Origin of the sequence: Rhizobium sp. SJZ105, from assembly GCF_007828365.1 — a bacterium.
GTDB lineage: Bacteria > Pseudomonadota > Alphaproteobacteria > Rhizobiales > Rhizobiaceae > Agrobacterium > Agrobacterium tumefaciens.
This window is the reverse complement of sequence record NZ_VIUP01000008.1, coordinates 139,740-161,692: the sequence shown is the minus strand read 5'-3', so window position 1 is coordinate 161,692 and position 21,953 is coordinate 139,740. Positions and strand designations below refer to the sequence as shown.

Annotated in this window: 19 protein-coding genes; 16 read left to right on the top strand and 3 right to left on the bottom strand. The window is 50.4% G+C overall.

Translation table 11 applies throughout. The features are described 5' to 3' along the window. Window positions 1–222 precede the first annotated feature (222 nt). The 12 genes from FB593_RS21020 (at window position 223) to FB593_RS20965 (ending at window position 12,770) form a co-directional block, all read left to right on the top strand. Entirely contained in the window at window positions 223–1,047 is an 825-nt protein-coding gene (locus FB593_RS21020) for an ABC transporter ATP-binding protein (protein ID WP_111809815.1), read from the top strand. After that, on the top strand, window positions 1,044–2,087 hold the full coding sequence (locus tag FB593_RS21015; RefSeq protein WP_112291545.1) for a FecCD family ABC transporter permease: 1,044 nt from the start codon (window positions 1,044–1,046) through the stop codon (window positions 2,085–2,087). Before FB593_RS21020 ends, FB593_RS21015 begins: the two co-directional genes overlap by 4 nt. Then, the gene (locus FB593_RS21010; protein WP_004431133.1) at window positions 2,084–3,124 is read left to right on the top strand and encodes a FecCD family ABC transporter permease; all 1,041 of its coding nucleotides are present in this window, start codon (window positions 2,084–2,086) and stop codon (window positions 3,122–3,124) included. The genes FB593_RS21015 and FB593_RS21010 overlap by 4 nt, the downstream gene beginning before the upstream one ends. Before the next feature lie 7 nt (window positions 3,125–3,131). Beyond that, a complete protein-coding gene (locus FB593_RS21005; protein WP_004431130.1) occupies window positions 3,132–4,091 on the top strand; it encodes an ABC transporter substrate-binding protein in 960 nt (319 codons plus the stop codon). A gap of 96 nt (window positions 4,092–4,187) precedes the next feature. Beyond that, entirely contained in the window at window positions 4,188–5,084 is an 897-nt protein-coding gene (locus FB593_RS21000) for a MurR/RpiR family transcriptional regulator (protein ID WP_004431128.1), read from the top strand. A 152-nt stretch (window positions 5,085–5,236) separates the two neighbouring features. Next, window positions 5,237–5,806 (top strand): dTDP-4-dehydrorhamnose 3,5-epimerase, encoded by a 570-nt coding sequence (gene rfbC, locus FB593_RS20995; protein WP_111809813.1) that lies wholly within the window; start codon window positions 5,237–5,239, stop codon window positions 5,804–5,806. Window positions 5,807–5,808: 2 nt separating this feature from the next. After that, window positions 5,809–6,864 (top strand): dTDP-glucose 4,6-dehydratase, encoded by a 1,056-nt coding sequence (gene rfbB / locus FB593_RS20990; RefSeq protein ID WP_004431123.1) that lies wholly within the window; start codon window positions 5,809–5,811, stop codon window positions 6,862–6,864. A gap of 5 nt (window positions 6,865–6,869) precedes the next feature. After that, window positions 6,870–7,763: a dTDP-4-dehydrorhamnose reductase gene (gene rfbD, locus FB593_RS20985; RefSeq protein ID WP_145166888.1), complete on the top strand. Its 894-nt coding sequence runs from the start codon at window positions 6,870–6,872 to the stop codon at window positions 7,761–7,763. Continuing rightward, window positions 7,760–8,626 carry a glucose-1-phosphate thymidylyltransferase RfbA gene (gene rfbA / locus FB593_RS20980; protein ID WP_004431119.1) on the top strand — a complete coding sequence of 289 codons (867 nt, stop codon included), beginning with the start codon at window positions 7,760–7,762 and terminating at the stop codon, window positions 8,624–8,626. The genes rfbD and rfbA overlap by 4 nt, the downstream gene beginning before the upstream one ends. A gap of 177 nt (window positions 8,627–8,803) precedes the next feature. Continuing rightward, window positions 8,804–10,069 carry a rhamnan synthesis F family protein gene (locus FB593_RS20975; protein WP_145166887.1) on the top strand — a complete coding sequence of 422 codons (1,266 nt, stop codon included), beginning with the start codon at window positions 8,804–8,806 and terminating at the stop codon, window positions 10,067–10,069. A gap of 2 nt (window positions 10,070–10,071) precedes the next feature. Next, a complete protein-coding gene (locus FB593_RS20970; protein ID WP_004431115.1) occupies window positions 10,072–10,917 on the top strand; it encodes a glycosyltransferase family 2 protein in 846 nt (281 codons plus the stop codon). 74 nt (window positions 10,918–10,991) lie between these two features. Then, complete coding sequence (locus FB593_RS20965) at window positions 10,992–12,770, top strand: rhamnan synthesis F family protein (RefSeq protein WP_145166886.1); 1,779 nt, start codon at window positions 10,992–10,994, stop codon at window positions 12,768–12,770. A gap of 104 nt (window positions 12,771–12,874) precedes the next feature. Here FB593_RS20965 and FB593_RS20960 read toward each other — a convergent pair whose 3' ends face one another. Further along, on the bottom strand, window positions 12,875–13,771 hold the full coding sequence (locus tag FB593_RS20960; RefSeq protein ID WP_112494586.1) for an FkbM family methyltransferase: 897 nt from the start codon (window positions 13,769–13,771) through the stop codon (window positions 12,875–12,877). 323 nt (window positions 13,772–14,094) lie between these two features. Between FB593_RS20960 and FB593_RS20955 the strand changes: the two genes are divergently transcribed. Next, window positions 14,095–15,039, top strand: coding sequence for an FkbM family methyltransferase (locus FB593_RS20955; protein ID WP_004431111.1), 945 nt, complete (start codon window positions 14,095–14,097; stop codon window positions 15,037–15,039). A 55-nt stretch (window positions 15,040–15,094) separates the two neighbouring features. On the opposite strand, the gene FB593_RS20950 is transcribed toward FB593_RS20955, so the two are convergent. Beyond that, window positions 15,095–16,225, bottom strand: a complete 1,131-nt coding sequence (locus tag FB593_RS20950; RefSeq protein ID WP_004431110.1) for a hypothetical protein — start codon at window positions 16,223–16,225, stop codon at window positions 15,095–15,097. 187 nt (window positions 16,226–16,412) lie between these two features. Here FB593_RS20950 and FB593_RS20945 point away from each other — a divergent pair, with 187 nt between their 5' ends. The 3 genes from FB593_RS20945 (at window position 16,413) to FB593_RS20935 (ending at window position 20,182) form a co-directional block, all read left to right on the top strand. After that, window positions 16,413–17,849, top strand: coding sequence for a hypothetical protein (locus tag FB593_RS20945; protein WP_145166885.1), 1,437 nt, complete (start codon window positions 16,413–16,415; stop codon window positions 17,847–17,849). Window positions 17,850–17,858: 9 nt separating this feature from the next. After that, entirely contained in the window at window positions 17,859–18,974 is a 1,116-nt protein-coding gene (locus FB593_RS20940; RefSeq protein WP_321186292.1) for a Gfo/Idh/MocA family oxidoreductase, read from the top strand. A 62-nt stretch (window positions 18,975–19,036) separates the two neighbouring features. Then, window positions 19,037–20,182 carry a DegT/DnrJ/EryC1/StrS family aminotransferase gene (locus tag FB593_RS20935; protein ID WP_004431105.1) on the top strand — a complete coding sequence of 382 codons (1,146 nt, stop codon included), beginning with the start codon at window positions 19,037–19,039 and terminating at the stop codon, window positions 20,180–20,182. A gap of 366 nt (window positions 20,183–20,548) precedes the next feature. Here the strand turns inward: FB593_RS20935 and FB593_RS20930 are convergent, their stop codons facing one another. Continuing rightward, complete coding sequence (locus FB593_RS20930; RefSeq protein WP_004431103.1) at window positions 20,549–21,670, bottom strand: FkbM family methyltransferase; 1,122 nt, start codon at window positions 21,668–21,670, stop codon at window positions 20,549–20,551. Between the last annotated feature and the right edge of the window lie 283 nt (window positions 21,671–21,953).

Genomic DNA, 21,953 nt, shown 5'->3' with positions numbered 1-21,953 from the left:
TCTTTCAATTGATGAATGTAGTAGTCAACTTTAATTCGGCTTGTCACCGGTGAAACATCTGGCGAATGCGCGCTCCCTCACGCCTCCACAGTTCTGATTCGAGGCCAAGATCGTCGCTTTTTGTGCAAATCACCGCGTAAAAACCGGCTTTTCGAAAGCTGTATACTTGACTACTACAGTCATCAATAATTCTGGTGGCGGCTCATTCAAACGGGGAAGATCTTGGACGACGGTGGCAACAATAGACGCGCGGACATACGTCTTGCGGCAAAGGCAATTGAGTTTGCCTATGGCGACACGCCCGTGCTTGCCGACGTGTCCATAGACGTTGCCCCGAACCGATTCACCGTTCTGCTCGGTCCGAACGGGTCGGGAAAGTCGACGCTTCTCTCCGCACTTGCCCGCCTGCACCGCCCGGCAAGCGGCTATATCCTTCTCGACGGCCGCGACATATTTCATCATCCCACACGGGAGGTGGCAAAGCGGCTGGGCATGCTGGCACAGCAGAACCACACGCCGGAAGGGCTTTCGGTCTTCGATCTCGTCTCCCGTGGCCGCTACCCGCATCAGGGATTTTTGAAGCAGTGGAGCGAGGAAGACGCGGACGCAGTGGACGAGGCACTTTCTGTGACCGGAATGTCAGGCCTTGCTGAAAGAGCAATCGACAGCCTCTCCGGCGGCCAGCGCCAGCGCGCGTGGATCGCCATGGCGCTCGCGCAGCAGACAGATATCATCCTGCTGGACGAACCGACGACATTTCTGGATCTGCATCACCAGATAGAGGTGCTGGATATGCTGGCTGGCCTCGTCACCCACCACAACCGCACGATCGTTGCCGTGTTGCATGATATTAATCTCGCCCTGCAATATGCCGATCACCTAATTTTTCTGAAGGATGGACGGCTGCGGCACCGGCTGGAAACAGCGACGCTGTGCGATGCCCAAATCATCTCGGACGTTTTCGACATGCCTGTCGCCCAGCTCAAGCATCCGGTCACGGCGAGGCCGGTATTTCTTCCACTGCCCGGACGGACTGGCGCGGCATGATGTTCGCCAGGATGAGCTACAGCAAGCCCGCCATGCAGGAAAAGGCCTACGGCCGCGCGCTTGCGGCAACACTGCTTATGCTTCTGGCCATGCTGCTTCTGATTCTGGCACATATTGGCTCTGGCCCGCGCGCCATTGCCCCACATGTTCTGAACGACCTGATATTTTCCTACGACGCCCGCAATTTCGACCAGCAGGTTTTGCTGCGTCTGCGGCTTCCGCGTCTGCTTGCGGCGCTGCAAGCCGGCGCCTGCCTTGGAGTGGCAGGGCTTCTGTTGCAGACCCTGCTTCGAAACCCGCTGGGCGAGCCGCATATTCTGGGGTTAAATGCGGGCGCGAGCCTCGCCGTCGTCGCGGCGACCGTGACGCCGCTGGGGTTAATCGCAACGCCGGCCTTGCGCCCTGTGCTGGCGGCCACCGGCGCAGGCATCAGCTTCTGGCTCGTCTTTCTGCTCGCGTCCGCCGGACGGCAGGGTCTGACGCCAGCAAAACTCGTCTTTTGCGGTATCGCGCTGTCGACGCTTGCCGGAACCCTTACCTCCGCCATCCTCATTCTCAACGAGGAAACATTACAGCAGATGCGCTTCTGGCTGGTTGGCGATACGGCAGGCATTTCGATGGCAGCCGTCGCCGCCGCCCTGCCCGCTGCCATTATCGCACTTCTCCTTGCATTTGTCGTCGCGCCGCGGCTCGATCTGCTCGCTTTGGGTGACACCACCGCCACAACGCTTGGCGTACCTGTCCGCTCGACCCGAATCTTGGCGCTTGCCGCAATATCGCTGTTCTGTGGCGCGGCCATAGCCGTCACCGGGCCTATCGGTTTCGTCGGTCTGGTGGTGCCACCACTCGTGTCGCGGCTAAGAACGGGGCGACTTCTGCTTGCCATTCCCATAGCCGCGCTCGGGGGCGCGGTTTTACTGATCGCCGCCGATCTCGCCGCCCGCCTGATCCTTGCGCCAAAGGAACTGCCGACTGGGGCAATGACCGGCCTTGTCGGGGCGCCGGTCTTTCTCTGGTTGGTGCGCAGGGTGCTTAAATGAACCGTTACAGGGTCATCAGACTGGCGCATTTTTCAATTCGCCTCTTGCCGCAGCGGCTGGTTTTTCTGGTGACGCTTACCCTTTGCCTTACGCTTGTCGCCGTATGGTCGCTCACCGCCGGCAGCCAATATATTGCGGCCTCCTCCTTGTGGTCGTTATTGACCGCTGGAAATAATGATCCCGCCTCGAATGACGCCGTGATGGTTCTCGACTTTCGCTTTTCGCGCATGGCGCTTGCCATGGTCTCCGGCGCCATGCTGGGCGTTGCCGGAGCCATCATGCAAGCGACTACCCGCAACAGCCTTGCCGACCCGGGCCTGCTCGGCGTGCGCGAAGGCGCGTTGCTCGCGGTGCTGGGCTGCCTGTTTTTGGTGCCATCCCTGCCGGCGATATTCCGCCCCCTGGCCGGTATCTCCGGTGGGATGGCGAGTGCTGCAATCGTCTTTTCGCTTTCCGGTGTCACCTCACGGCTGCGCTTCGTTCTGACGGGCATCGGCTTCTCATGGTTTTTATCAGCTTTGCTGCTTATCCTTATGGCATCGCTTGATATCCGCAATTTGCAGACGGCGATGATCTGGATGGTAGGAAACCTGCAAGGCGCGTCCTGGAGCGCCGTCTCCATCCTTTCAGCCATCCTGGCCATCACCCTTTGTCTTGTTCTCCTCACCGCCCGTGCCGCCGATGTTCAGGCGCTCGGCGACAATAATGCAGCGGCACTCGGCGTTCACACCCGCTGGCTATCAGCGCTGCATGTCATCCTTGCGGTCGTTCTCACCGCGTCCTGTATCTCCTTTATCGGCAGCATCGGTTTTGTCGGCCTGATCGGCCCGCATATCGCCCGACTTTTGCTGCCGGGCAGCTCCCATGCCGGGCTTGCTATGGGCGCGGGTCTGGCAGGAGCGACGCTGGTTGCAATTGCCGATACGATTGCCCGAACCGCTTTTTCACCGCTGGAATTGCCGACCGGGCTCGTTCTTTCGGCCGTGGGCGCCCCCACGCTTCTTACCCTTCTTTGGTTTCACCGGCACCGACTATAGGTCTTTCATGCGCAAAACCATTCTCGCTTTCGTTTCAACCGCCGGACTTCTTCTGGGGGTATGCGTTGCTCACGCGGAGGACAGCCGTACCTTCACCGACGACCTCGGCCGCACCGTGTCCGTCCCCTTACAGCCGAAACGTATCGTCGCCCTGCACGACATCGATCTCACCATCCCGCTGATAGAATTGGGTGTGATGCCGGTGGGTAGCCATGGCCGCATGGGTGGAGACGGCAAACCCTACCTCCGCTCCAGCGCCATTCTGACCGGTATCGATTTCGACAATAGCGACATTGCCTATATCGGCTCCATCAACGCCGATCTGGAAGCGATAGTCGCCCTCAAGCCCGATCTCATCCTGACCGAACCGGACCGCCCCACCCCTATCGAAAAACTGGAACAGATTGCCCCGACCGTCGCCATCGACAATACGAAGGACGGCGCGCCGCATATCTACAGGGTGCTGGCTGAACTGACCGGCACGCAGGCGCGACTTGCCGTTCTGGACCGACGCTACCGGGCGCAGATCGAAGCGCTGAAGGCCTCGGTCGATACCGGCGCGAGCACTGTCTCGGTGTTCCAGCCACTAAATGGCAAGATCAGCGTCTACCATACTTATCGTGCGCTCGGCCGGGTGCTGCGAGATGCCGGTTTTCGTTTCCCAGCCATCATCGACGATATTCCAGACGGCGAGCGCATCGAGATCAGCGCCGAGCGCTTGCCGGAACTCGACGCCGACTTTATTTTCGATCCGTATCGTTCCGATACCGGCGCTTCTCCGCAGGCCGAAATCGACATGATGGAAGCTGTAATGCCGGGTTTTTGCAATTTTCTGCAGGCCTGCCGCAACGGTCGCTACATCCTTCTGCCGCGGGAAGAGGCAATCTCCAACTCCTACGCCGCTCTCAGCCTCATGGTCTCCGCCATCCAGTCGCATCTCACGGTAAGGCCCACGGCTGAAGAGTAGGGGGAACGATTGCCGCGACAAAAGCGCTTGCCTGGGAGCTTGGCGCACTGCTAATCCGTGAAGAAGAGTAAGAAACTCACCTTCACGGAAAGTCCCATGACGACTGGCGAAACCCGTACATCAAGGCCTAGACATACAGACCGTTTCGGTGAGCAACTGCGCAAGCGCCGCGACCGTCTTTCGCCAGGGCTGCTTGCCGTTGCCGAATATATTGACGGCCACCGCCATGCCGTTCTCGGTAAATCGGCGCTGGAGATCGGCTTTGAGACCAATACCTCCGATGCGACGGTCATTCGCGCCATTCAGGCACTTGGGTTTCAGGGGCTAGTCGACCTCAAGGAAACTCTGGAGGCCTATCTCGGCGTGACGGATTCGCCGGTTGAAAAATTGGCCGCTACCACGAAATCCATTTCGGGCAACTGCGACGCGGCAATCGACTTCGTTCTCGAGAACCAGAAAAACGCGCTGGAAATGCTGGCCACGGTGGAAAACCGCGACGCCATGGCCGCCGCCGTGCGTCTTCTGGCGGAAGCACGCGGCATCGGCGTCCTCGGCATCGGAGCCTCCGGCATCATCGCCACCTATGCCGCCCGGCTGTTCCAGCGCTCAGGCGTTCGCTCCTATGCGCTGAACGCCACCGGCATTACGCTTGCCGAACAATTGCTCGACCTTGAAAACGGCCACGTCCTCATCATGCTCCTGCACGGCCGCGCCCACCGCGAAGCCCAAACCGCAATCGCTGAGGCTGGTCGCCTCGACATCCCGATTATCATGCTGCTCGGCCAGGAAGACAGCGTGCTCAAAAAACACGCCAACGCTTATCTCCTACTGCCCCGTGCAAAGAACGAAGGGGTAGCGCTACACGCCCCATCCTTCATTGCCATGGAAACCATGGCGCTCGCCCTCTCCGCTGCCCGCCCCGACCGAAGCCTTGAGACACTGGAAAGGCTGGTGGAACTGAGAACGTCGATCAGGCCGCACAAGCGGACATAGTGTCGAGGCGAGGTTCGGACCGGCAAGCTATCCGTTATACTCCCTGTCAGAGACGAGATACTCTTGTGTGGTAGACTGATAAAGCGTTATTGACTGTCCGAAGCGTTGAAGTCATATCACCGTAAGCAGGCAGACCAGACAGGATCCGCGACGTGCAGGTAGAAGCATTCTCGATATCAGGCTTAAAAAAGATAACTCCGGCTCGGTTTGGAGACAACAGGGGTTACTTCAGCGAAGTTTTCAAACGGGAATGGTTTCGCGAGAATGTCTCGGATGTCGAATTCGTGCAGGACAATGAATCTCTGTCCGCACAGGCCGGAACTGTTCGTGGCCTTCACTTCCAGACGCAACCCTTTGCACAGGGCAAACTCGTCCGCTGCCTTCGTGGACGACTATTGGACGTTGCGGTCGATATCAGAACCGGATCACCCACTTTTGGACAATGGGCAGCCGTTGAGCTCTCCGCGGAAAACGGCGAACAGCTGTGGATCCCGGCAGGCTTTGCCCATGGTTTCATGACGCTGGTTGACGACACCGTTATCTCATACAAGGTGACAGCTCCCTACAGCGCCGCGCATGATCGCGGTGTCAAATGGGATGATCCCGCCATCGGCATCAACTGGCCAAAAATGGACAGTTGCGTGCTTTCCGACAAGGATGCCAAGCAGCCGTCTTTGTCTGAATTGCCTGAATATTTCACCTACGAAAAAACTGGAAATTGATGATGCGCGTTCTAGTCACCGGCGGCGCCGGATTTATCGGGTCTGCCCTTGTGCGTTATCTCGTAAGCGAAGTGGGCGCGGATGTTCTCACAGTCGACAAGCTTACCTACGCGGGAAATCTGGCTTCACTTAAGCCAATCGAAAACGCGCCAAACCACCGCTTTCTTCAGGCTGATATATGCGACCGAACCGCAATGAATGACGCTTTCGCGACATTTCAGCCGGACTATGTGATGCATCTGGCGGCCGAAAGCCATGTCGATCGCTCCATCACCGGCGCGGCTGATTTTATTCAGACCAATATCAATGGCACTTTCACGATGCTGGAAGCAGCGCGGCAATATTGGAACGGTCTTGCCGAAGACGCAAAATCAGCCTTCCGCATGCTTCACGTCTCGACCGACGAGGTCTACGGTTCGCTCGGAGAGCATGGCCTCTTCGAAGAAACAACGCCCTACGATCCCTCGTCGCCCTATTCCGCTTCAAAAGCCGCAAGCGACCATCTCGCCACGGCATGGCAGCGGACCTATGGCCTTCCGGTCGTGATTTCCAACTGCTCCAACAATTACGGGCCATTCCACTTCCCGGAAAAACTCATTCCGCTGATCATCCTAAACGCCTTGGAAGGCAAGCCGCTTCCGGTCTATGGAAACGGCGCCAACATCCGCGACTGGCTCTATGTGGAAGACCACGCCCGCGCTCTGTGGCTCATTGTCCAGACGGGGCTCGCCGGCGAAAAGTACAATGTCGGCGGTAGAAACGAGCAGAAGAACATCGATGTTGTGAATTGCATCTGCTCCATTCTGGACGAACTGCGCCCGCAGTCAAAGCCTTATGCCGAGCTTATCAAATACGTCACGGATCGCCCTGGTCACGATGCCCGCTACGCTATCGACGCAACAAAGCTCGAAACGGAACTGGGTTGGAAAGCACAGGAAAATTTTGCGACTGGAATTCGCAAGACCGTTGAATGGTACCTCGACAATGAATGGTGGTGGGAGCCGCTGCGTCAAGGCGTCTACTCAGGTGAGCGCCTCGGCGTTCTGACGAAGGACTGAACCGGATGCGGCTGGCAGTCACCGGGAAAAATGGACAGGTCGTTAGTGCCCTTCAGGCACTGGCCGGACCTGATCTGGAGATTGTTGCTCTCGGCCGGCCGGAGCTTGACCTTGCGCGACCTGACACTGTTTTCAAAGCGCTGCGGGACGCGAAACCCGATGTCGTGGTATCGGCCGCTGCCTACACCGCCGTGGATAAAGCGGAAAGCGAACCAGACATCGCTTTTGCCGTCAATCGGGACGGAGCAAAAGCCGTCGCGCGAGCCGCAAATGAAATCGGCGTTCCCGTCATTCATATTTCCACGGATTATGTGTTCGACGGCACCAAGACCACTGCTTACGTCGAGAATGATCCCACTGGACCGGCCTCCGTTTACGGCCGCTCAAAGCTCGAAGGCGAACAGGCTGTCTCTGAAAGCACCGACAACTACGCTGTTCTGCGAACCGCATGGGTCTATTCGGAATATGGCAGCAATTTCGTAAAAACCATGCTGCGGCTAAGCGAAAGCCGCGACGAGATCAATGTGGTTGCGGACCAGTTTGGTTGCCCCACCTCGGCAAATGACATCGCCATCGCAATTGTGTCGATCGCGAAAAGACTTGCGACGGATCCTTCTGCGCATCTTCGCGGCGTTTTTCACATGTCAGGCACAGGTGAAACGAACTGGGCAGGTTTTGCCAAGCAGATATTCGCATTTTCTGCGGAAAATGGCGGAAAGTCGATTGTTGTCAACGACATCACGACCGCACAATATCCGACGCCGGCCCAACGCCCGACAAACTCCCGGCTCGATTGCTGTAAGCTGGAAGAAGTTTATGGAATAAGATTGCCGGAATGGCAGACATCAACGCGCGCGGTCATGGCCGCCCTAGCGCAGAACAAAAAGGAAATGCCATGAAGGGCATCATTCTTGCCGGAGGCAGCGGAACCCGTCTCCATCCTATGACATTGGCGGTGTCAAAGCAGATCCTGCCCGTCTACGACAAGCCGATGATCTATTATCCGCTGACGACGTTGATGCTGGCTGGCATTCGCGAGATCCTCATCATCTCGACGCCACATGACATGCCGCTTTTCCAGAACCTTCTGAAAGACGGTTCCCAGTGGGGTCTCTCGATCGAATACGCCGTTCAGCCAAGCCCGGACGGGCTTGCCCAAGCCTACATGATAGGCGCCGACTTCATTGGTGGCTCCCCGTCCTGCCTGATCCTCGGCGACAATATCTATTACGGGCACGGACTTCCGGAGCTCTTGCAAAGCGGTACCGGCGTCAATGACGGAGCCACCGTTTTCGCCTACCACGTCAACGATCCTGAACGTTATGGCGTCGTTGAATTCGATAGCGAGATGCGCGCGCTGTCCATTGAAGAAAAGCCGTTAAAGCCCAAATCCAACTGGGCCGTTACCGGTCTGTATTTTTATGATGCCGATGTCGTGGACATCGCCGCCAATCTCAAGCCTTCCGCACGCGGCGAGTATGAGATAACGGATGTGAACCGCATTTATCTCGAACGCGGCAAGCTGAAAGTCTCCATCATGGGCCGCGGTTACGCCTGGCTCGACACGGGAACGCCTGACAGCCTGCTGGAAGCTGGGGAATTTGTGCGCACCCTGGAAAAGCGTCAGGGTTTCAAGATAGCTTGCCCTGAAGAGATTGCTTTGAGTAAGGGATTCATAAGCAAAGCACAATTTTCCGAAATCGCGGAGAGTGCCGGCAAGGGAGATTATGGCATTTACTTGCGTAAACTTGCGAATATGTGATCCATTCGCTTCGTTTGTGCATCGAGCCGCAGGATATGCTGGCGTGATGCGCAGCTATAAGTCAGTCGCGATGAAGGCATAACTGTGTACGGTCAAATGGTCGCGAAAGTGTTCGGGCTTCTTCGGTTTCTTCCGTTTATGCTTGACTAGATGGCACTTTAGAATATGGACTGACAGATGCATCAAGTGAAGACAGTTTCTCTTCAATCTGGATATTACAACCTCTTGCTTCGGAACACTGATCCGAAAGTGAAAGCCATCGAATTCGTAGATATGAATGATGTCGAGCGAGGCTGCAGATTGGATCTGGCGGGCGGACAATTGCGCTACGCTCTACATTTACGAAAGCCGGTAAAGTCCGCCAGTATTCGTTTCTTATCTAGCAGACTTGCCCAAGAAGACAAAATTCTTGACTTAGTACCTGTTTCGAAGAAATTTTTTTTATTGCACAAAGTGCTTTCTGCTGTTCGCCGTCATAGGCTTCAAAACTTCGGCCCTGGCGAGAAGCTCCTTTGTCTCGGCGGTAGCCAAGAGGTAGTGGAAAATGCAGCTTTTGCAAACGTTGAATATCGCGCTTTGCGCTTGTATGGACTGGATGATCTATCAAAAGAAAAAAATGCATGGCATTGGCTTGATCTAGGTTGGCCGACAGCAACCATTTCCAAAAGTCAATCTGTGCCTCTGCCTGTTCGCGCCTGCATTTATCTTCATCTGCATTACCTCGAAACATGGCCTGAGATTAAATCTGTTCTTCTTGATAATTGTAAAGGGATGGACATCATTATCACCGTTACAAAGCGGGATGACGATTTTCGGCGTGAGACTCTAGCAACGTTCCCTAACGCCCGGATTTTCAGCTTCGAGAATCGAGGGCGTGATGTCGGGCCTTTCATGGAACTTTTGAAGCAAGGATTTTTTGAAAATTACGATGCTGTTTGTAAAATTCACGGCAAATTGTCTCGAAAGAATGGCAGCGACACAATCTCGGGTCACAGAATCCGCCGTTACACTCTTGCATGCCTTTTAGTTAATGGTCTCTGTAGTCATGTATTGAAATCGTTTGCCGAAAACCCCAACCTCGGCCTTCTTGGCCCGGGAAACTTGAGCTTGCCTATGGCAGGCAAGCCAATATCTCAGTACATTAAGAATGAGTTGGGGCAGATGAAAGAAGTATTCAAGCGCACCGGAACGACATTCACACCTGAGGAAACGCAATTCTTTGTGGGAACGATGTTCTGGTTTCGTCCGTCAGCATTTAAGCTCCTTCAACGTACAAAGATAGGGCTAGCAGATTTCGCTGTAGAAAACGGAGCCAAAAAGGCCACGCTTCAACACGGCCTCGAACGAGCTTTTTCCACCCTCGTTAGACAAGCAGGCTACCAAATAGCGGCACAGCAGCCAGCCCGTCATAATGAAACGATACCGACGATGGAGTTCATCTAAGATTGCAAAGATTATCTCCGACAGACGTAACTGTTATTTCGGTATGCTACAAAAGCGATGCTGTAATTAATGATATGATTTCTTCAATTCCTGAAGAAACACCTATTGTACTCGTGAATAACGGAGGAACCAATCGGTTTCAAAATATTCCAACCAATCACAACGTACGTGTCATTAATCTCAAAAAAAACGAAGGATTCGGTCGGGGATGTAATGCAGGCGCACGTGCAGCCAAGACGCCTTGGCTACTATTTCTCAACCCAGATGCGAGACTTACTGATGGGGCTATCCAAGCTTTGTTACTCGCAGCGGAACGTTATCCGACAGCCTCAGCTTTCAATCCACGGATCGCAAATACAGACGCCACAGCCTACTTCAAAAGGCGCTCTTGGCTTCTACCACGCAACAAATACATGCCTCGGGGCTGGCCCACGCAAGACACTCCTATTTCCGTATTGAGTGGGGCCGCGATATTCGTTTCAGCAAAACTATTTTTTGCGTCTGAGGGATTTGATCCGAATATATTCCTATACCATGAAGACGACGATATATCTGTTAGGTTAGCGAAATGTGGTCCATTAATGTTTGTTCGAGATGCACTCATAGTACATGCGAGCGGGCATTCATCGGGCCGCTCTCCGGACATAGCTCGCTTTAAAGCCTTCCATATGGCACAATCGCGCATTTATACTGGAAAAAAGCATAACAGGCCCTTTCCGCTATTGTCGGCACTATTTCAGGCCTTATTTCTGTTTGCATCTCCTGGATTGATTTTTTCAGCCAGACGTCGAGCCAAAGCGTTAGGATTCTTGCATGGCATCATAAGCAAATGCCGAGAGACGAAATAAATCAAAACTTACATCCATATCAATGCCCGATAAAGCATCATAAACGGTACGAATATAGCGATCGAGAAGCTTAGATGTTCCAAACTAAAATTTCAGTTTCCACAATAAACAAACACTATGTTGTTGTAAGAACACAGAATCCGGGCCTGTGTTCTGTGGAAATTGACGCAATTGGGAAGAAAGAAAAATATTTACTGAATCTACAAAAAAAAGAATCTTATTTTTTGCTGAGAACCATACAAGGCATCAATACGATTAAATTTTCGTCCAGTACACCTATTGACGCTTCGCTTGTTCACAGAAATGGGAAGCGTCGTCCAGTTTTCGTTAAATTACAGGAAATACTCGACGATGCGAGACGCAAGCGTCGAACGTATTGGCCCGACATCAGAACCTCCACAGGTGTTCAACTAAGAGAAATAACGTTTGGGCGGTTTATGAAAAATGCCGCATCCGACATAGAACGACTAGCGTTTCATAATTTTCGTATACCCGAGACGTTTGAATACGATCTACCCTTAGCTCAAACGGATAGCAATTTTTTTTCGTCCAACGTGCTAAAGACTCTCCTCGATGAACTTAGTAGCGACGACGGCAAAGAGTTTATATTTCTGGCAAACGAGCAAAAATTTTCTGAAGACAGTCGGCCGGCAATTCAGTATTTGCTCCGACAGCGCTTTGGTAAATTCCCTTCCAACTCAGGGCCGGCATGGAGCTTGATGCAGTCCAATCCCGGAATCGGGCTCTTAGGCTGGGACACCTGCTGCAATTGGGAAGAAACAAGAAATAATGATAAAGAATTCAGGCGGCTAACCCAGCTGATGAATGTTGATCCTGTTGAAGTGCAGAGATCACCATCCTTCCCTGCCGTATGCATAATAAGGAAATCCGCGCTTGCTTGGATTTCGGCGATGAATATTGACCCAGCTGAGATCGATCGTATTTACAACGCAAACATCATGCTAGGGCTTATACCTGCTGTTATTCAAAAGGCGGGATTTGCAGTAAGCCCTATGCCCTTTACAGGCGGTGACCAGATCATTGGTCATTCAGTAACAAAGGCTAAATGGGTGGAGTATCGGACACCTCCAGATCCGACCGGAAAAAACTGCTGCCTGTTCGTAGGATTGCTAGGCAGTGATGGGAGCTTTGCTCCTCACGCACTGGCCTACATGCAAGCACTTAAGGAAGAGGGTTTATACGTTTATGGTCTTGGTGTGAGTCTTGCCTCTCCTGAGGACGCTCAAGACCCCGGAAAACAGTTCTGTGATGGTTTCGCTGCACGCGCGAATGATGGCCACGATTTCGGCATCTGGGCGGCCGCCCTGCGGAGGCATCCTGAAATATGGCAAGCAGAAACTCTGCTTTTCGCCAATGACAGCATGATACCCAAAACACCATCGCTTAGCAGTCTATTCAGAAAATTGTCTGAATCACCTTACGATGTAACCGGATTAACTGATAGCACGATAGGTAGACGCCACTTGCAGAGCTATTTTATTCATCTGAATAGAAAAGCGTTGGAGTGCCTTACAGTTCGGAGATTCTGGGATTCTGTTCTAGCTTGGCAAGATAAAAACCGCATCATCAATCTTTATGAGATTGGGATGACCGGTAAATTAATCCAAGCAGGGCTGACCTGCGGCCCCCTTTATGAAACTGACGTAACCCGCGGCAACTGGCACCACAACCCGTCCATTCATTGCTGGAAAGAACTGATCAAAAGAGATTTTCCTTTTGTAAAAACCCAAATCATCAAGGAAGCAACTGCTGAGGGAAGCATCCCGGAGGTAATGGACTTTTTGCTCGAGCAGGGATTTCAGAAAAACCTTATCCCTGCGGTAAAAATCTAGAGATACTATAGCTGGAACAAATTACCCCTGCTATCAGTAATTAACGGTACAATGCGGCGTGAAGCGCAAACGAAATCTACCGACGGCTAGGCTCATTTTCAGATTCAGACGAACAGCAAGTCTGTAAACGAGTCGTGATGCTCTCCAATTCTATCGTAAAGAGAATCAAGCGCTTGAGCATTAAGCGATATGAAACGCTTGTCATTATCGGAAAGAACCGCAAATTCACTATAGATGCCAGAGCATACTACATCCCGAAATATCGTGTAGGTTTCAAGTCGCTTCATTGCATAAGGCCAAAATTCAGCGACTAAAGGCGGAGATTTTGATAGAATTTTCTCAGCGCCCCTAAGAATTAACCCTTCATAACCTTGAACATCCATAAATATGAACGTCGAGTTTTCATCAAAACTCTTTTCGAAATCATCCAGAGGCCTAATTTCCACCGACTGCTTTATTCTAGAGGCTTCACCCATCGCGTCATCCTCTAACAGAAGACCAGCAATGCGGTAATCTCCGGTGTTGCCCTGAGGCATGGTCAAATCTACCGAGCCCCGAGAATTGCCGAGCGCAGTGTTGTGGCATTGAATACGTTCATCAACTCCATTCAAAATAGTATTGGCTCGAAGAAGCTTGAAAAGTTGACTTGCTGGCTCGAATGCTACCGCGCTTTTGACTAGATTACGCGCGACGGCAGGAATGCATATCGACCCGATATTGGCTCCGATATCCCACAAGACATCACAGTTCTTACCTTTCGAATCCCGGAGAAGAGAAACGGCATCTACAAACTTCGAAAAGTCGCTTTCCCCCTGCATGAACAGCGGATAACCGACAGCCATGTCACCCGAAACAACAACATAGGTCTCTTTACCTTGAGCAATCATGAACTCCTGATTTTCAAAATAAAAAAAACCGGCTTTTGTCGCTTCGTTCGATTGCCTTTTATCGAACAGATTTCTTAGATTGAAGCGATCTGCCTTATCTTCTTCGGTTAACATTGCCACTCCCCGAATCTTGAACACTGGAATGCTTGGCCACAACACTGGGCGCACCCAAAAAAAGCTCTATAGCTAAAACTTCGTTGCCTTCGCTCTCTGGCTAAATGACATTCTTCAACAATGAAGGCAAGTTGCGTTCCCAGTGTTTAGCATCACCAACTCTTTTTCGATGACATGATCAGGAGATATCTGATTGATAATTTTCTGTATCGTGGCTCGACGCGTGAGAGTTTTCTAAAATTCTTATTGTATGATAAACGGAGAGTGACGGTCTGGGCCGGCGTTGGGATAAACGTACATTATGAAAAGGATGCTTGAGGAATATGCCAAGGGAATTTAGTGACCTAATCGAAGAGGTCGGGCGCCTTGATCGTCTGGTTTTGGAACTTGGATGTGATGCCGAGACGACATCAACCCTACGCAGCAAATTCGATGAAATACGATCTACAGTTTCGGAGTTTGTATCTAAAACGAGCGTCCAGAATGTCAGCGATGTGGATAAGATTAAAGTTGAACTTGAGGGGCACGCTTTTTCGGTTCGCCAGTTAATAATGCAGCGCAAGAGGTTATTTAAGATTTTTGAACTTGTAGGCCGATCACTCGATTACGCAAGCGCTAGTTTCGTCGCAAATTTGGTATCTTCAGTTGAAAAGACGGAAACCCAATTTTATCAGGATATTTTCTGTCTTGCGCTCAGCGGCGGGAAGAGAGACGGCTACTTTGTCGAATTCGGTGCCTGCGATGGTCTAGCTATAAGCAATACGTTGCTATTGGAGCGGCAATTCGGGTGGAAAGGCATTCTAGCTGAACCTGCTATTACCTGGCATGGAGCGCTGTTTCAAAATCGTAAATCAATAATAGATACGCGTTGTGTCTGGAGCAAAAGTAACGAGATTTTGAGCTTTACAGAAACGGAGGATGCGCTTGAGTCCTCAGCGGTCTTAGAAGAGGGCAACCAGCAAGCGCGCTCGTCGTATGATGTAAAGACTGTTTCTCTTGAAGATTTGCTGCAAGAACACAAGGCGCCGACCACAATTGATTATCTGTCGATGGACGTCGAAGGCTCCGAGGCGCTCATTCTTGAAAATTTTCCGTTCTCAAAATACCGCTTTGAATTCGTTAGCCTTGAGCATCGACGAGACTGGGAAGAGGCCCATTTGGTCGAGTTAATGGGCCGTAATGGCTACCGCCAAATTCTACGGGAATTTTCCGGTGTCGATGGATTTTACGTTCCTGAAGATAAGGCCAACAAGCTGAACCTGCTTTAGGCGGATACTAGTTAGCCTCGCCGTATGCGCAGCGAGGCTAACTTCACTCGACAATTCAGCGATGAATCAGACGCCCTTCATAAGCAGTTTTTAAATCGTTGCTGCTTGGATAGTCCATAAATACTAAAGCCGTGCGTTCTGTCGCAAGAGGATTCATATCCTCTCCAAGTCGGCGAACAGGAACAATTCTAAAAATATTTTCGAGACCTGAGAACTCCAGTCCCTCGAATCTAGAGGCGCCCGCTTGCTTGACTGTGTGGCGCAAAACATGTCGCCTCACTGGCGGACATTTTTCAGCTTTTTCGCCAACGAATGCCGCAGCGTAGTTCGCAGCAAACTGGAAGCCCGTGCTATACTCTATAAGCATCGAATACAGATCGCCCGGGCACCGGCGTGTCGCTTCCACGATAGCTATTTTGGATTCGCCGCGTATATATTGAACATGGAGTAATCCATCGCATAGATCCAAATGACGAGCGAGTTTTTCAACTGATTTTTGAAGTGTTGCTCGTTCAGGAGCATCGCTTTCATCCATGAGATAACTCGTGTCAACAGCGAAAGGATCATGACGAGATCCTTCTCTCACTGAGAAAGCGATATCGACTTCGCCCGCTTTTAAAAATGCACTATAGCTGCGCAACTCTCCTTCTACGAACTCTTCACAAATAATGTTGCCGATAGGACTGTGTTTACGCGCGTTTTCAATTGCTACCGCGCTAGCAGCCACGTCATTTGCCGCAAAAACGCTAACGCCCCTACCGCTAAAACTATCCACAGGTTTGCAAATAATTTTCCCAGACAGCGGTAGTGAATCCTGTGAAAAAACGCGAGGGGCCGGTAGTTCAAGCTGCTCACAGATTTTTCTGAATAATTGCTTATTATTCAGTGTCTGGTCTGCTTCATGCGATAATTTGTAGAAATCGTGAAAATTCAGTCGTACGAATGTGTCCATCGATACGTCTGTGCATCCGGGAACGACAGCTTCGAATGAATTCAACGAGAGAACCGAAGCCACAAAATTTGCGTCCCCATAATTGCCGTCAATCCAACGTTGTGGAGCTGTGAGCACCAGAGGGTCATGCGCCCTGTTTCCCATGGTCCACACTTCCATTCCCTTGGCCACAAGCCAGTTGTGGATTGGGACAGCTGCAAAAGCTGTATCAAGCAACAGAACTTTTTTGCTCACATTTTATCTCCGGAAGAATGTCACACGCACAACGAAGGGATGACATATGTTTATTGACAGGCGGCTAATGCCACAAATATATCAAACACGGAAGAACCAGTGCAGGTTGATATTGAGGAAATGTAATGGTATCTCCCGGTAGAAATACTGAAGTCGGCCGGCACCTGATTGTAAAGGATGGTATATCTTGAAGATTCGTCTAATTAAGCAGCTGTCTAAGCGCTTTCGAATGGCAAGGGATGCCAATTTTATTCGCCGTGCTTTTGATACTGGTTACTATCTAAATGCGAATCAAGATGTACGGAACCGAAGTATCGACCCCGTAATGCACTACATAAAGTATGGGTGGAAAGAGGGGCGCGATCCGACTCCAGACTTCAGCACGAGTGGTTACCTTGTGCAAAATCCTGATGTGCTCAAGTCGGGTATTAACCCTTTCGTGCACTACTTAAAATATGGAAAAAACGAAGGTAGACAACTTAGAGCATCATCTGGCGTCGCAGATTTAACTTATCCTGGGAACAATTTTGTTGCTAGTGCGGCTCATTATGTCCAAGACCAGAACTTTCCTTTGGAGGCAGAGCGGGCAGAAAATATTCTGATCATACTTGTCCCTGAGCACAACGAAATGAGCGGAGGAATATATTCCTTTTTCTCAATCGCAAAATGTGCATATAATCTCCGCCATAAGCATGACTATTTTGTGCTGGTTATGACCAGACCAAATTCCATGGATTTGACCTACAATAGACAGCGCAATTTTCGTAACAGCGAAGACGTTTTTCGTTTTAATCAAATCGTGAGATGCAAGGCTGCGAAAACCGTTTATTTGTTGATTCCTGAATATGCCTCCGTTGATTTCGTAAAAAACCTAGGGCACGAGCAGCTGTCCTATTTGAAGTCGAGACAAAAATTCTTCGTCAATATACTTAACCAAAAAACAGATATAATGCCGGAGAAAGAGGAGTTCGAGGACCTTCGCGCAATCTCTACTGAGATTACGCAATCTGTCGCCCATCATGCATATTTTGGTCAGCAATTTGCCGAACGATATAATTTGCCGACTCTCCTTCTTCCGGCTTATACCGATCTCAGCAACTACGAACCCATTGAATATGCAGAAAAAGAAAAACTTATCATATATTCGCCTGATGATGCCCCGTATAAAGCGGCCGTACTAGAGAAGCTCAAACAGGATCTTCCTGACTACCGCCTGCAGGAAATTCGCGGGATCACGTTTGACCGGTTTATGGACCTTGCGACCCGATGCAGGTTTTCAATAACTTTTGGTGAGGGATTTGACGGCTATCTCGCGCAGCCTATCCACCAAGGTGGCGTAGGGTTTGCCGTTTATAACGATGAGTTTTTCCCTACGAAGGAACTTTTACAGTTCGACAACATTTTTCCTTCTGCCGATGAAATGATAAACGGCATAAGTCAACGTATACGTGCTTTGGAGAGCGATGATAAATTTTATCAACGCACGAACGCACGTATGATCAAGCTGTATGATCAATTGTATTCTCGATCAGACTATATTCGCAGGATAGAAATGTTGATCAACAGAGACTTTGAACTGCGTCCGCTATCGGCGTTCACAGAAAATGCCTCCGTCAGGCTCTAAATCGTAATTTTGATCGCTAACGCAGGATTTTGGGGAATTATATTGAGTGCAGGAAAACGAAACAGGATCCTTCTGTCCGGACCCGGCTTGATCGGCAAACGACATGTGGAACTCTTGGAACAATCGGAACGTAGTGATCTTGTCGCGATTGTGGCCCCAAACCATGATCATAACACAGTATTCTGTAACGATCACCGCGTACCCATGTTCAACAGTATGCAAGAGGCTCTTGATGCAACAGAGATCGATGGCGCAATAATCGCCTCCCCTAACGCAGTTCACACAGAGCAGGCACTATTTTGCATTGAGAGAGGGATTCCGGTTTTTGTTGAAAAACCGCTCGCGGTCACGCTCCAGGAAGGAGCTATGATTTGCGCAGCTGCAAAAAAATATAAGGTACCTGTTTTGGTGGGGCATCACCGGACCTACAGCAGCTACCTCTCTTCTGCTAAAGAGTTCATAGAGTCAGATATTTTCGGCGACCTAGTTGCTGTGAGGGGCTCAGCGCTCTTCAGGAAGCCTGAGCATTATTTTGAGGAAGGCCTATGGCGCTCTCAGCCCGGTGGAGGACCGATTCTTATAAACCTCATTCATGACATCGGAATTTTACGATATCTCTGTGGAGAAATCGCCGCAGTTTCGGCCTATTCCAGCAGCGAACGTCGGAAGTTTGCAGTTGAAGACACTGTAGCTGTTACGATTATTTTTGAAAATGGCGCGCTGGGTACTTTCATATTATCCGATATCGCCGCGAGCAATAGAAGTTGGGAAATGACAAGCGGCGAGAACAAGGCTTATCCTCGTTTTAGCGACGCGGATTGTTATCATTTCGCGGGCACGAGGGGATCCTTGGATTTCCCCACAATGCGGGCTCGATATTATAAGCCGGAAGATGCTCCCTCTTGGTGGACGCCCTTTGATATGGAAGTATTAGAAACTTCTGGCTCCGATCCCCTTGCAAAGCAGCTTGCACATTTTGAAGATGTAATTGCGGGCAAATCCGAGCCCTTGGTGTCGGCAGAAGACGGGCTGGCAAACATGCGGGTTTTGGAAGCGGTTATATTAGCTAGCAAATCCGGTTCAGTCGTAAATATCGACAGCATACCAATCGACATCGAAAATTAGTATCGAGAAGATACTTACGTGGAATAGGCAGCCGTAAATTCTAAATGCGCAGGACAAAAGTCATGAATTCCATCACTTCTATAGACCAACAGAGCACTTTGGAACCGCTCTTCGTCAGCAAACCGCTTTTGCCTGACCTTAAGGATGTCAATGAATACATGGCCCGAATTTGGGACTCTGGACATGTGACGAACCACGGCCCTCTAAGTTTGCAACTCGAGGCACGTTTGGCAGAGTTTCTTGAAGCGCCAACCGCTATGCTCTTCAACAATGGGACGGCCGGCATATTGGTTGCGCTCAAGCATTTCAATTTGCCGGCAGGCAGTGAGGTAATTACGACCCCAATGACCTTTGCCGCCACTGCGCATTCAATCGCCTGGAACAATTTGCGTCCAGTCTTTGCTGATATCAGAGAGTCCGATCTCACCATCGATCCAGACGCTGTTGCGGCCGCTGTGACCCCTAATACGTCAGCAATTCTTGCAGTACATTCGTACGGATGTATCTGTGACAATAAAGCTTTGGACGCTATCGCAAAAAAACACGGCCTTAAACTGATCTACGACGCTGCGCATGCTTTTGGGTCAAGACTTGATGGTAAATCCGTTGCAACTCTGGGCGATGCCTCCATCTTCTCATTCCACGCCACTAAGCTCTACAACACTATTGAAGGTGGTCTGGTAACGACTCCGGATTCAGCGGATAAGGAAAGTATCTATTTGCTGAGAAACTTTGGAATAAAAAGCGAAGAAGATGTCGTCTCCATCGGCCTCAATGGAAAAATGAATGAGATGCAAGCCGCGATAGGTCTTCTCAACCTAGATATTTTTGAACGCGAAAGAATGGCAAGATCAGTTTTGAGAGGCAAGTATAGAAGCCTATTGTCGGGCTTAGACGGCGTAATGGTTCAAGATGTTGGTGCGAACGCAACGCAATCAGAGCAATACTTCCTGGTCAGAATTGATGCGGAGAAATTTGGGCGGCATAGAGACGACATAAAGAGAGAACTCGATTCTTATAAAATACATTGCCGTAAATACTTCTACCCTCTTTGCACAGATTATGTCCCGTACAAAGAAAGCCCGATTATTACGACAAATAGTTCAGCTTATGCTGAGGTCGCAAAGCAACAGGTTCTATGCCTTCCCTTCCATTCCTCAGTAACCGACAATCATCTCAAGATTATTGAACATGTGTTTCACCAATAACGTGCGTGGTGGCCACTATTGAAGTTGCCACGTTAACATTGAATATTTTTTAGAAAGTCCCACCTGCGTTTTTCAACACGACTGGGTTTCTATTGCACTGAAGTCCAGTGATTATAAATCCAACCGCGTCTTCTGAAAAGGTTAAGTCACATTGCTTCGTTTGTGACGACATGTATTGCACGGGGTTCGCACCGGTTGCGCCACCACTTTTGCCGGAATATTGTCAGAAGAACAAATTACACAGGTGGGGCTTAAGGCCGGCCGAAAGTATGACGAAACGAATTATATGATCGCTGTACTCTGATCCCCGCAAAAATCCATTTTCGGCGATCCGATGTAGATCATGGTGTCGTAGGTCGAAGCAGCTTAAACCGCGAATATCACGGACTCATCACCGTGCGTTGTGCTGTGTCCAAAAAATATGCGGTAGTCATCGCGGATACCCTTGAGAAGCCTGGGGACCTCATAAAAATCGGATAGTCCATGATAGACGCAAACCGCCATCTTCGGCTTGAACTTCTCGATCGTTGCGGTCGCTCCTTTTAACGCCTCCATCTCGGCGCCTTCAATATCCATTTTGATAAGATTTACGCGCGGCAAGCCACTGTTGGTGACAAAGTCATCCAACTTGATTGACTGCACTTTCTCGGCACCCTTAATTTCTGCGAAGTGAACTTGTGTGGCAGGGCCGCGCCCTGTGATTGACATGGTTAAATCTGATTGTGAATAAACGGGGCGCTCAATAAGGCAGATTCGATTCACGAGGTTGACGTTCTCATGCACATTTGACCGATACACAGCGGCATTCTCAGGCATAAACTCAAAACTATATACCCGCCCCTCCGGTCCCACATCGTTAGCAAAATTCAATGTCGTTCCGCCGTAGCAAGCGCCGCAATCGAGAACGTAATCTCCTGGCTCTGCCGTAAAAACTCTGTGATATCCTCTATAGGAATATTGTGGATAAACAAATTCATTAAAGATACCGAAGGCTTCACTGAAAACATTGAGATCTTTTCCGAGCGTACGAAGCTGGAAACGCTTCATGCCTTTCTGCTTGACGTGATCTGGGATATCGAGGTCCGAGGCGAGATTTTCGAGTTCATCTAGAGCTCTTGAGAATTCTGGATTATCTAGCGGGAGCTTCACGTAATTCCATCCTATAGCTCGATAGGCTACTACGGATAGAAGCAAGTCACGAGAATCCCAATCCTCTAGTGTTTCATAGAGCCATTCCCACTTGTCAATTTGCGGCTCAATCATGCCAAGCGCATATTTTTTTAGAACGAGGGTGTTTAACTTAATATCGTTATCGTGTCTGTAAGGTTCAGGAGACATTCCGGCGACCTTACGAGGATCAATGTCACCTTTAGGGTTTGCTAACGCATCCTCGACAAACGTCGTGAAGTCATGGATGAACGCATTGCGCCCCGCTCTCCGCGGGAAGTTATGAAAATTAGTCTCGTAAACCCGATGTGGATTGCGCATTCAATTCCCCCCTAAAAAAGATTTATATTAGTACATCAGGAAATTCAGATACGCCAACCATCTGTCACCTCGATGGAGAAAAGGGGTTTTGACCGCAGATTCTCCGACCACGAGAACCAAGGCGGTGACTCCAACGTCGCTGTTTCGTGCCGTTAAATCACCAACGGGGCACCTTTTACTCACCCGTAAAAAATCTCATCACAAATCGACATTCATGAGACAAGGCGAAATAAGACATCTATTACGAAAAACTATTCCAAAACACCGAAGCGATTCGAGACTC

Excerpts from the sequence above, each read along its gene's own strand:
- rfbA (WP_004431119.1), top strand. The coding sequence starts at position 7,760 with ATGAAGGGCATCATTCTTGCCGGAGGCAGCGGAACCCGTCTCCATCCT.
- FB593_RS21005 (WP_004431130.1), top strand. The coding sequence starts at position 3,132 with ATGCGCAAAACCATTCTCGCTTTCGTTTCAACCGCCGGACTTCTTCTG.
- FB593_RS20935 (WP_004431105.1), top strand. The coding sequence starts at position 19,037 with ATGAATTCCATCACTTCTATAGACCAACAGAGCACTTTGGAACCGCTC.
- FB593_RS20965 (WP_145166886.1), top strand. The coding sequence starts at position 10,992 with ATGTTCCAAACTAAAATTTCAGTTTCCACAATAAACAAACACTATGTT.
- FB593_RS21000 (WP_004431128.1), top strand. The coding sequence starts at position 4,188 with ATGACGACTGGCGAAACCCGTACATCAAGGCCTAGACATACAGACCGT.
- FB593_RS21015 (WP_112291545.1), top strand. The coding sequence starts at position 1,044 with ATGATGTTCGCCAGGATGAGCTACAGCAAGCCCGCCATGCAGGAAAAG.
- FB593_RS20955 (WP_004431111.1), top strand. The coding sequence starts at position 14,095 with ATGCCAAGGGAATTTAGTGACCTAATCGAAGAGGTCGGGCGCCTTGAT.
- FB593_RS20960 (WP_112494586.1), bottom strand. The coding sequence starts at position 13,771 with ATGTTAACCGAAGAAGATAAGGCAGATCGCTTCAATCTAAGAAATCTG.
- rfbB (WP_004431123.1), top strand. The coding sequence starts at position 5,809 with ATGCGCGTTCTAGTCACCGGCGGCGCCGGATTTATCGGGTCTGCCCTT.
- rfbD (WP_145166888.1), top strand. The coding sequence starts at position 6,870 with ATGCGGCTGGCAGTCACCGGGAAAAATGGACAGGTCGTTAGTGCCCTT.
- FB593_RS20975 (WP_145166887.1), top strand. The coding sequence starts at position 8,804 with ATGCATCAAGTGAAGACAGTTTCTCTTCAATCTGGATATTACAACCTC.
- FB593_RS20930 (WP_004431103.1), bottom strand. The coding sequence starts at position 21,670 with ATGCGCAATCCACATCGGGTTTACGAGACTAATTTTCATAACTTCCCG.
- FB593_RS21010 (WP_004431133.1), top strand. The coding sequence starts at position 2,084 with ATGAACCGTTACAGGGTCATCAGACTGGCGCATTTTTCAATTCGCCTC.